This window comes from Methylobacterium sp. 275MFSha3.1 (assembly GCF_900108435.1).
Classification (GTDB): domain Bacteria; phylum Pseudomonadota; class Alphaproteobacteria; order Rhizobiales; family Beijerinckiaceae; genus Methylobacterium.
Genome location: NZ_FNWP01000062.1, coordinates 1 through 7,484, shown reverse-complemented (window position 1 = coordinate 7,484; position 7,484 = coordinate 1). Strand labels below are relative to the sequence as shown.

General features: G+C 72.6%; 13 protein-coding genes and 1 pseudogene. 5 read left to right on the top strand and 9 right to left on the bottom strand.

Annotation, left to right across the window (positions count from 1 at the left end):
- Both BLW78_RS30555 and BLW78_RS30550 read left to right on the top strand, forming a co-directional pair.
- Positions 1-521 (top strand): autotransporter domain-containing protein (locus tag BLW78_RS30555; RefSeq protein ID WP_139307807.1); only part of this gene is annotated, 521 nt, incomplete at its 5' end.
- A 45-nt stretch (positions 522-566) separates the two neighbouring features.
- Positions 567-764, top strand: coding sequence for a hypothetical protein (locus BLW78_RS30550; RefSeq protein WP_020096521.1), 198 nt, complete (start codon positions 567-569; stop codon positions 762-764).
- 102 nt (positions 765-866) lie between these two features.
- Here BLW78_RS30550 and BLW78_RS30545 read toward each other — a convergent pair whose 3' ends face one another.
- The 3 genes from BLW78_RS30545 to BLW78_RS30535 form a co-directional block, all read right to left on the bottom strand.
- Positions 867-1,232: a response regulator gene (locus BLW78_RS30545; RefSeq protein ID WP_042672258.1), complete on the bottom strand. Its 366-nt coding sequence runs from the start codon at positions 1,230-1,232 to the stop codon at positions 867-869.
- The gene (locus BLW78_RS30540; RefSeq protein ID WP_091684061.1) at positions 1,229-2,719 is read right to left on the bottom strand and encodes a sensor histidine kinase; all 1,491 of its coding nucleotides are present in this window, start codon (positions 2,717-2,719) and stop codon (positions 1,229-1,231) included. The genes BLW78_RS30545 and BLW78_RS30540 overlap by 4 nt, the downstream gene beginning before the upstream one ends.
- A 181-nt stretch (positions 2,720-2,900) precedes the next feature.
- Positions 2,901-3,443 carry a DUF3016 domain-containing protein gene (locus BLW78_RS30535; protein WP_091684059.1) on the bottom strand — a complete coding sequence of 181 codons (543 nt, stop codon included), beginning with the start codon at positions 3,441-3,443 and terminating at the stop codon, positions 2,901-2,903.
- A gap of 204 nt (positions 3,444-3,647) precedes the next feature.
- Here BLW78_RS30535 and BLW78_RS32140 point away from each other — a divergent pair, with 204 nt between their 5' ends.
- Positions 3,648-3,776 carry a hypothetical protein gene (locus BLW78_RS32140; protein ID WP_020096525.1) on the top strand — a complete coding sequence of 43 codons (129 nt, stop codon included), beginning with the start codon at positions 3,648-3,650 and terminating at the stop codon, positions 3,774-3,776.
- Positions 3,777-3,786: 10 nt separating this feature from the next.
- On the opposite strand, the gene BLW78_RS30530 is transcribed toward BLW78_RS32140, so the two are convergent.
- Positions 3,787-4,065: a hypothetical protein gene (locus tag BLW78_RS30530; protein WP_026605481.1), complete on the bottom strand. Its 279-nt coding sequence runs from the start codon at positions 4,063-4,065 to the stop codon at positions 3,787-3,789.
- A 29-nt stretch (positions 4,066-4,094) separates the two neighbouring features.
- Positions 4,095-4,343 carry a DUF6894 family protein gene (locus BLW78_RS30525; protein WP_020096527.1) on the bottom strand — a complete coding sequence of 83 codons (249 nt, stop codon included), beginning with the start codon at positions 4,341-4,343 and terminating at the stop codon, positions 4,095-4,097.
- 122 nt (positions 4,344-4,465) lie between these two features.
- On the opposite strand from BLW78_RS30525, the gene BLW78_RS30520 reads away from it, so the two are divergent.
- A complete protein-coding gene (locus tag BLW78_RS30520; protein WP_091684057.1) occupies positions 4,466-4,723 on the top strand; it encodes a hypothetical protein in 258 nt (85 codons plus the stop codon).
- A 76-nt stretch (positions 4,724-4,799) separates the two neighbouring features.
- Here the strand turns inward: BLW78_RS30520 and BLW78_RS30515 are convergent, their stop codons facing one another.
- The 4 genes from BLW78_RS30515 to BLW78_RS30505 all read right to left on the bottom strand — a co-directional run bounded on the left by BLW78_RS30515 (position 4,800) and on the right by BLW78_RS30505 (position 6,737).
- On the bottom strand, positions 4,800-5,258 hold the full coding sequence (locus BLW78_RS30515) for a Ros/MucR family transcriptional regulator (RefSeq protein WP_020096529.1): 459 nt from the start codon (positions 5,256-5,258) through the stop codon (positions 4,800-4,802).
- A 350-nt stretch (positions 5,259-5,608) separates the two neighbouring features.
- Entirely contained in the window at positions 5,609-5,833 is a 225-nt protein-coding gene (locus BLW78_RS30510; protein WP_091684055.1) for a hypothetical protein, read from the bottom strand.
- Positions 5,834-5,978: 145 nt separating this feature from the next.
- Positions 5,979-6,128, bottom strand: a complete 150-nt coding sequence (locus BLW78_RS31605) for a hypothetical protein (RefSeq protein WP_020096531.1) — start codon at positions 6,126-6,128, stop codon at positions 5,979-5,981.
- Positions 6,129-6,242: 114 nt separating this feature from the next.
- On the bottom strand, positions 6,243-6,737 hold the full coding sequence (locus tag BLW78_RS30505) for a GAF domain-containing protein (protein ID WP_091684063.1): 495 nt from the start codon (positions 6,735-6,737) through the stop codon (positions 6,243-6,245).
- Positions 6,738-7,108: 371 nt separating this feature from the next.
- On the opposite strand from BLW78_RS30505, the pseudogene BLW78_RS30500 reads away from it, so the two are divergent.
- Positions 7,109-7,484: pseudogene (locus BLW78_RS30500) on the top strand (porin family protein); the annotation flags it as partial.

Genomic DNA, 7,484 nt, shown 5'->3' with positions numbered 1-7,484 from the left:
CGAGCGGGGTGTCGTCGGGCTGGAACGGCGGGGTGTCGGGCTTTGCCGGCTACGCGCTGGCGACCGGCCTGCCGGTCGAGGTCGTGCCGGAGGTGGGCTTCAGCTACGACCGGCTGACGCGGGGCCGTGTGTCCGAGCGGGGCGGTCTGGTCGGGCAGGGCTTCGGCGGGCAGGGCTTCGGCGGGCAGGGCTTCGCGGTGGCGGATCTCGACGCGGCGCGCAGCCTGGTCGGCGGGCGGGTGACGAGCTGGGCGTTGGCGGGCATTCCGGACCTGCGCCTGGAGGGTCGGGCGTACTGGGCGCACGAGCTGGCCGACACGGCGGCGGTGATCCGCTCGAGCCTGTTCGGGGCGGGGTTCGCGGGCCGGACGAGCGCGCTGGGCCGGGACGGCGCGGTTCTGGGGGTGAGCCTGACGGGGGCGGTCGCCGCGGGCGTGCGGCTGTCGGTGGGCTATACCGGCGACGTCCGCCCGGGCGCCACCGCCCAGGTGTTCACCGCCGGCCTCCAGGCCGCGTGGTGAGGGGCGCCGCCTTTAACCGGCCGGCGCCGTGGTCCGGAGGCGCGCATGCGCGGGAGAGACGGCCCGGATAAGCCACCGCCCGAGCCCGCACCGGCAGCCCGCCGGCGCGGCTTCTTCCGGCGCGTGCTCGACGGTCTCGAAGCCGTCGAGCTGCTGGTCCAGGCGGGCCGGCTAGTCTGGTGGCTCCTGAGAGGCCTGTGGCTGGCCGCCGGCGCGATCGCGCGCCTCTTCGGGGATCGCTGACGTGCGGCGCCGGCGGCGGCGCGGGATCGATGCCCGCGCGGATGTTTCACGGGAAACATCCGCCGCGCTGCCTCGGCCCTCGCCACCGGCAACCGGGAAATGTCAGCCGAACAGCGCCCGCGCTACGACCTGCGGGTCGATCGGCTTCTGGCAGAGGGCGACGGCGCCGTGGAGCGACGGCACGGCGACCGGATCGTAGCCGGTCGCGAACAGGAAGGGCACGCCGCGCGCGTGCAGCGCGTCGGCCACCGGATAGACCAGCTCGTCCTGCAGGTTGATGTCGAGGACCGCGGCGTCGATCTCGGTCGTGCCGGCGATCAGCGCCAGCGCCTCGCCGACGCTCGCGACCGGACCCAGCACCTGAGCGCCGCCTTCCTCGAAGCCGGACTTGAGATCGACGGCGATGAAGTAGTCGTCCTCGACGAGCAGGACCCGCCTGCCGGCCAGCGCGCGTGGTTTCGAGGTCATGTGGGGTTGCCTGCGGCCTCTCCCTCGGGGAGCGGGATGTTGATCGAGCAATGTAGCGCCGTGGCGCCGAGTTCGTAGCTGGTCGTCGCCTTCAGGGCGTAGGGCAGGGCGTGCTCGATCAGTTCCCGACCGTAGCCGCCCCGCGGCGCCGCGTCCGCCAGCTCCGGTCCGCGAACGAGACCCTCCTCCACCCATTCCACCAGCAGCCGGCCGCCGCCGTCGTCCGCCCGGTAGGTCCGCCACGTCACGCTCAGGCGTCCCTGCGCGGTGGTGAGCGCGCCGTATTTCAGCGCGTTGGTGGCGAGCTCGTGCAGGGCCAGCGCGAAGGTCTGCACCGTCGCCTTGCGCAGCCGCACCACGGGCCCGTGCAGCCGGATGCGCGCCGGCATGGCCGGGGCGTCGAGGGCGGCGAGCTCCGTCTCGATCAGGGAGCGGAGCGTGATCGGTTCCTGATCGGAGCGCGAGAGGAGGCCCTGGACCCGCGAGAGGGCGGACAGGCGATCGTTGAACCGCTGCCGGAACGTCTCGCCGGGCCCGGTCTGGGCCATGGTCTGCTTGGCGATGGAGCGCACGACGCCGAGGAGGTTCCGGGTCCGGTGCTGCAGCTCGGCGACCATGACCTGCTGCCGCTCCTGGAGCTGGCGCAGATCGTCGATGTCGGTCGAGGTGCCGAGCCACTCGACGATCCGGCCCTGCGCGTCGCGGACCGGCGCGGCGCGGGTCTGGAACCAGCAGAACCGGTCCTCGGCGGCGTTGCGGAGCCGGTGCTCGAAGGAGAGGTGGCCGCTCACCGGCGCGTCGCGCCACGCGGCCGCGGCGACCGCCTCATCGTCCGGATGGACCGCCGCCAGCCAGCCCCAGCCCAGGCTCGTCGCGTCGGTCTGCCCGGTATAGGCGTGCCATTGCGGGCTCGACCAGATGCAGGCCCCGTCGATCGCGGCGCGCCAGACGAGTTGGGGGATGCCCTGGGCGAGGGTGCGGAACAGCTCCTCGCTCGCGCGCAGGCGGCGCTCGGCCAGAACCCGCTCGGTGCTCTCGACCACGATGGCGATGACCCCGGCCGGGCGCCCGTCCTCCCCGAAGACCGGCGAGTAGTCGAGATTCATCCAGACCGGCTCGGGCCGGCCGTAGCGGTGCAGGGTCAGTTGCTGGTCCTTGTACGACAGCGTCCCGCCGGCGAGGCCGACGCGCATGACGTTGTCGTTGAAGTCGGCGACCTCCGGCCAGCCCTCGCGCACCTTCGAGCCGAGGAGCTCGGGATGGCGGCCGCCCGCGAAGCCCGAATAGGCGTCGTTGTAGATCATGATGCCGTCCTCGCCCCAGAGCAGCACGATCGGCACCGGCGATTGCAGCAGCGTGCTGACCGCGAAGACCAGGCTCTGCGGCCAGTCGGCGATGGGACCCAGCGGCGTCCTCGCCCAGTCGAAGCTCCGGACGAGGTCGGCGAGTTCGCTGCAGCCGGCCGAGAAGATGCGGGCCTCGCTCATGCGGTGACCGACTCGTGAGACTCCGGCTCAGGCGAGCGCAGAGGGTGGAAGCCCGGTCCGCGGCCGGTCGGGTCGGCCGGCCCGGCGTGCGGGTCACGCCGACGCTACTACACCGCTCCTCTGCCCGGTAGGGGCGCCGCCGGCTCCGGCCCGGTCGCGTCGTCGGGCCGGCAGACGGGTTCTAGCCGCGGCCCGCGGGCTCCGGGAAGCGCCGGGCGAACCAGTCGCGCAGGATCTGCCGCTCGTAGTAGAGGCCGCCGGTGGAGAAGCGGGGATTGGACGTCAGTAGGAAGTTGATGTCCGTCACCGTGTCCGCGCCCTGCGCCACGGTGCGGCCGCCGCGACGCAGGCTGTAGGCGAGGCGGATCCGCGGCGGCGTGGCGTCCGTCACGACCCGCAGGCCGGTCGGGGTCGCGAAGCCGGGCCGGTCGAAGCCCGCCAGATCGACGTCGAGCACCGTGATGTCGAGACGCTCGTCGGGGCGGAGCCGCGCCGTGCCGAGATCCGTGAAGATCCGGGTCAGCTCAGCCAGGGTGACCCGGAGCGGCTGCCCGGAGCCGAAGCGGTTCTCGGCATCGGTGAACCGCTCCGGCGCGGCGTAGCGCACGGTCACCTGCGCCTGTGCCGCCGGCTGTGCCCGGGCGGGGACCGCGGACGCCCCGATCACCGAGAGTGCGGCCGCGGCGGCGAGCGCGGCCGATCTTCCGGCGAGACGCGTGCGCATACCGAACTCCTCTCCGCGTGTGGCGGCCTGACCGGGGCAGGCCTGCCGGGAAGAACCGCCCGAACGGGGCCCGGTATCCAGTGCCCCGCGCGGATGTCCGGCTGCGACCGAATGGCGCCCGACCGTCCATAGTCTCGCCGTGATCCGGGCGCCTCGTAGCGCACCCGGCCCGAGGGGCGAGCCGGTCATGGGAGTCCGACGCGCATGATGAACTCTGTTCTCGCGCTTCTCACCGTCGTGGCGGTGCTGGTGGTCACGGCGCTGATCAAGCTGCCGCTCCTGCCGTTCCGCCTGGTCGGCCGCCTTCTGCGGAGCCGCCCGGCGGCGGCCTGACCCGCGCCGCTCAGGCCGCCGCGTCGATGACGAATTCCATCCCGCGACCCGGCCCCTGATCGGAATAGTCGACGAGCGCCAGACCGCGCTCGGCCAGGGTCGCCTCGACGGTGTCCCGCTCCCGGCGCACCATCTGACCCACTGCGAGTGGGGTCAGCCGGGGACTCGCGCGCCGCAAGCGGTCGACGCCGATATGGGCCGGCGTGCCCGCGTCCTCGGCGATCCGGGCCAGGGCCAGACCCAGGTCGCGCGCCTTGGTCTCGGCGGCGGATCTCGGCTTGAACGCCATCTGCTTCTCCTTCTGCTCGGCCACCCGTCTCAGGCGGCCCGCCTGTCGACGCACACATCCGGGAACGCCCGGATCCAGACCCGGCGCCCCTTGGCGTCGTAGACCTCGACCTGCCAGCCCGACCAGTCGAACCGCTCCACGACCCGCTCCATCAGCGCGAGCGCGACCCGATCGGCGTGGGCCCGCACCTGCGCCGCGTTCGGAAACCGGCTGCCGCGCAGGTCGGTCACCAGCTCGTGGCCGTCCGTGCAGTGGAAGCGGTAAAGCCGCGTCGGCATTGAGCTTCCCTCGATCAATCCACAGCACTCCACCGCGATCCGAGAACGGGGCGCATCCGCGGTTGAACCCACCGCGCCGATGCGCTTTGTTCGTGATATGTTCTATACGGATTCGGACGGCGATGCACCCAGATCCCGAGGCGGCCCCTGCGGAGATTCGTCTCAGGGAGGCCGAGACGATCGCCGTGGCCTATCACAGGGCGGCGAAGGGTGACGCGTGGGCCGCGCTCGTCGCGGCCATCGCGGACGCTCTGGTCGATCTCGACGCGCTGGAGCGGCGCCTCGCCCGGCAGGGCGGGCTGATATCGCTGGGCTACGCCCGCGGCCGCACCGGGGCGGGCGGGGTCCGGGAGCAGCGCCGCGCCGGCCCGGAGGGTTGACCGCCCGGCGATACCCGCGCGGTCGGCCGGGCAGCCGGCGGTCTCGCCGCCCGGGCGGCGACGCGCCTGTCGGGGATCAGTGGTCCGTGCCGCCGCGCCGCGCCATGGCGCCGGGCTGGCCGAGGCCGATCGCCTTGGCGAGGGCGGAGCGCTGCTCGGCGTAACCGGGGGCGACCATCGGATAGTCGGTCGGCAGGCCGTAGCTGTCGCGGTAGCTGCGCGGATCCAGGCCGTGGCTGGCCAAGTGGCGCTTCAGCGTCTTATAGAGCTTGCCGTCGATGAAGCTGACGATCCCGTCGTGCCGGACCGACTTGCGGATCTGGGCCGCGCTCGGCTTCTCGACCTCGGCCTGCGGGGCCGCGCCGGCCTGCGCCGCCGGCGTCCCGGCGACGAGTCCGCTGATCGCGCCGTGCACCCGTGCGATCAGGGCCGGCAGCTCCGCGGCCGGCACCGGATTGTTCGACACGTAGGCGGCCACAAGCTCGGCGGTCATCACGGCCAAGGTGTTGGATGTCTCATCGAAGGTCTCATTCATGATCGGACTTTCAGCGAGCGATTTACGTTCCCACGGTTTGGGCGCGGCAAGGGTTTAAACAGCGTAAATATAGAACGAAGACTCGATGAATATCTCTAGATTTTCTCGCGCCGTGCGGAGGCCGACGGGTGCGCCGTTCGTTGCACGTCTGCATCGACCGCAGAGGATCTCGGCGCGTCCGGACGGGGGGCGACCCGGCTGACCGCGCGACAGCCTCGAACGACGCCGATCAGCGCCGCCGAGCGACCCCGCGCGCCCGCAGGCGACTTCGACGGGCGACCCGCGCGCCCCGGCACAGGCAAAGCGCCGCGCCTTGAGGGCGATGGACGGATGAAGGGGGTTCGCGCGCCTCAGCCGGCGCCGTACCCGCCCTTCCGGTTGTCGGACTGCGGCGCGGGCGGTCGGGTGTCGTAGCCGCCGCTCTCCGGCGCCGCGTCGGAGCCGGGCTCAACGGGGCCCGGGGCGTGGGGACCGCTGCCGCCGGCCGCCGGGTCGGCCCGCTTCTCCGGGGCTGCCGGCCGGCCCGGCGGGACCGTCCCCAGGGCCTCGCGTGCGGCGTCGACATCCTGTCCCATCCGTCCCTCCCTGCGGTCCTTCGTGTAGGGCCAAGGCGGGAGGTCGCCGCATGTTCCCCGCGCGGCCGGCGCGGTCACCGGGACCGGGCGGTCCGGCCCCGTCCCCGATCAGGACCGGCGTACCGGGCGATGCGTCAGCGCGGCCTCATTTCCGCTCGCCGGTGGGGTTGGGCGTCGCGGACGTGTCCGGCGCGACTGCCGGATTGACGGGCGTGACCTTCGACCACGTGGCCGCGATCGCCACGATGGCGAGCAGCAGGACGATGAAGATGCCGATGAGGGTGAGGCGCTTCATGTGGCGGGTCTGGGTCTTCCGTGCGGGGGCCTGAGGGCGGGGAACGGCCGGGACGGCCGATCGATCCCGGCCGGAACGGGATCCTGCGGCCGCGGACCCGCGCGGCCGCGGCCGTCACGATCCCGCCGGGCGCGGCCGCGCCAGGGCGGTGGCCGCGTGCCGGGCCAGATCCTCGAGCCGGCGGACCGTCGCGTCGTCCGGGATGACCGAGGCGCACCAGTAGGCGCCCAGTGCGGCGACGGGCTCCGGCGAGCCGATCGGAACCATCACGAGGCTGCGCATCGAGGTCAGGCGGTAGAGGGCGAGCGGCACCCGGGGATCGCACTCGATGTCCGGGATCACGATGGTCGCGTCGTCGAGCATCGCGCGGCCCGAGATGCACGCCGTCAGCGGGAACCTGCGGCCGCGCCACAGCGGCTCGATGGCGTCCTCGGCGGCGTAGAAGGAGGCGTCGCCCTCGCGCAGAACCACCGCGATCCCGTCGGAGCCCGCGATCTCCCGCGCGGTCTCGCGCAGGATCGCGACCGTGTCCTCCAGGGACCGGGCGGTCGCCAGGCGGTGGGCGGCCCGAACCAGACCCGAGGCGGGATCCAGGGAGAGTTCATCCATGTGGGACGCGGCCGCGAGCACTCCGATCGATCGGGCAACGACCCATGCGGTGCCACTGTACAAGTCTGTCGGGCACTGGCGCGGTGGGCAACAACCTGGATCAAGCGTTTCGCCGACGGAATCGGGCGCGCGGAGATGTGCGGTCGCAGCGTGCGCATATTGGTCGTCGCGGCGGACCTCCGCGACAGAAGTCGCGAAATAGTTCCGCGACACCGGATCACGACGCCGCGATGATGTGCTCCAGCGCACCTTTCGGTCCACCGGCTCCGGACCCCCGCCGGCGCTGTTGCAACAATGCACTATCGCGCCCGCACATCCTGACGTCCTGTCCGCCCCGCACACATCCCGTCCAACGGGAGACAGAGGACCAGATGATCAAGAAGCTTCTGCTCGCGAGCGCCGCCACGGCTCTCCTGACCGGCGCCGCCTCGGCCGCCGACCTGCCGCGCCGCGCCGCCCCGCCGCCGGTGTTCACCCCCGTCCCGGTCTTCACCTGGACCGGCGCCTACTTCGGTATCAACGCCGGCTACGCCTTCGACGCCAGCGACCGCAACACCGGCAACACCTTCGCCGTCCCCTTCCCCTACGCCGCCCCCGGCACCGTCGCCTCCTTCCGCAACCGCAGCCAGGACGGCTTCTCCGGCGGTGGCCAGATCGGCTACAACTGGCAGATCACCCCCGGCTCCGGCCTCGTGATCGGTGTCGAGGCCGACGCCCAGTACCTCGACTTCGGCCGTAACCGGAACA

Excerpts from the sequence above, each read along its gene's own strand:
- BLW78_RS30510 (WP_091684055.1), bottom strand. The coding sequence starts at position 5,833 with ATGGGACAGGATGTCGACGCCGCACGCGAGGCCCTGGGGACGGTCCCG.
- BLW78_RS30505 (WP_091684063.1), bottom strand. The coding sequence starts at position 6,737 with ATGGATGAACTCTCCCTGGATCCCGCCTCGGGTCTGGTTCGGGCCGCC.
- BLW78_RS31605 (WP_020096531.1), bottom strand. The coding sequence starts at position 6,128 with ATGAAGCGCCTCACCCTCATCGGCATCTTCATCGTCCTGCTGCTCGCC.
- BLW78_RS30525 (WP_020096527.1), bottom strand. The coding sequence starts at position 4,343 with ATGCCGACGCGGCTTTACCGCTTCCACTGCACGGACGGCCACGAGCTG.
- BLW78_RS30550 (WP_020096521.1), top strand. The coding sequence starts at position 567 with ATGCGCGGGAGAGACGGCCCGGATAAGCCACCGCCCGAGCCCGCACCG.
- BLW78_RS30540 (WP_091684061.1), bottom strand. The coding sequence starts at position 2,719 with ATGAGCGAGGCCCGCATCTTCTCGGCCGGCTGCAGCGAACTCGCCGAC.
- BLW78_RS30530 (WP_026605481.1), bottom strand. The coding sequence starts at position 4,065 with ATGGCGTTCAAGCCGAGATCCGCCGCCGAGACCAAGGCGCGCGACCTG.
- BLW78_RS30535 (WP_091684059.1), bottom strand. The coding sequence starts at position 3,443 with ATGCGCACGCGTCTCGCCGGAAGATCGGCCGCGCTCGCCGCCGCGGCC.
- BLW78_RS30515 (WP_020096529.1), bottom strand. The coding sequence starts at position 5,258 with ATGAATGAGACCTTCGATGAGACATCCAACACCTTGGCCGTGATGACC.
- BLW78_RS30520 (WP_091684057.1), top strand. The coding sequence starts at position 4,466 with ATGCACCCAGATCCCGAGGCGGCCCCTGCGGAGATTCGTCTCAGGGAG.
- BLW78_RS32140 (WP_020096525.1), top strand. The coding sequence starts at position 3,648 with ATGATGAACTCTGTTCTCGCGCTTCTCACCGTCGTGGCGGTGCTGGTG.
- BLW78_RS30545 (WP_042672258.1), bottom strand. The coding sequence starts at position 1,232 with ATGACCTCGAAACCACGCGCGCTGGCCGGCAGGCGGGTCCTGCTCGTC.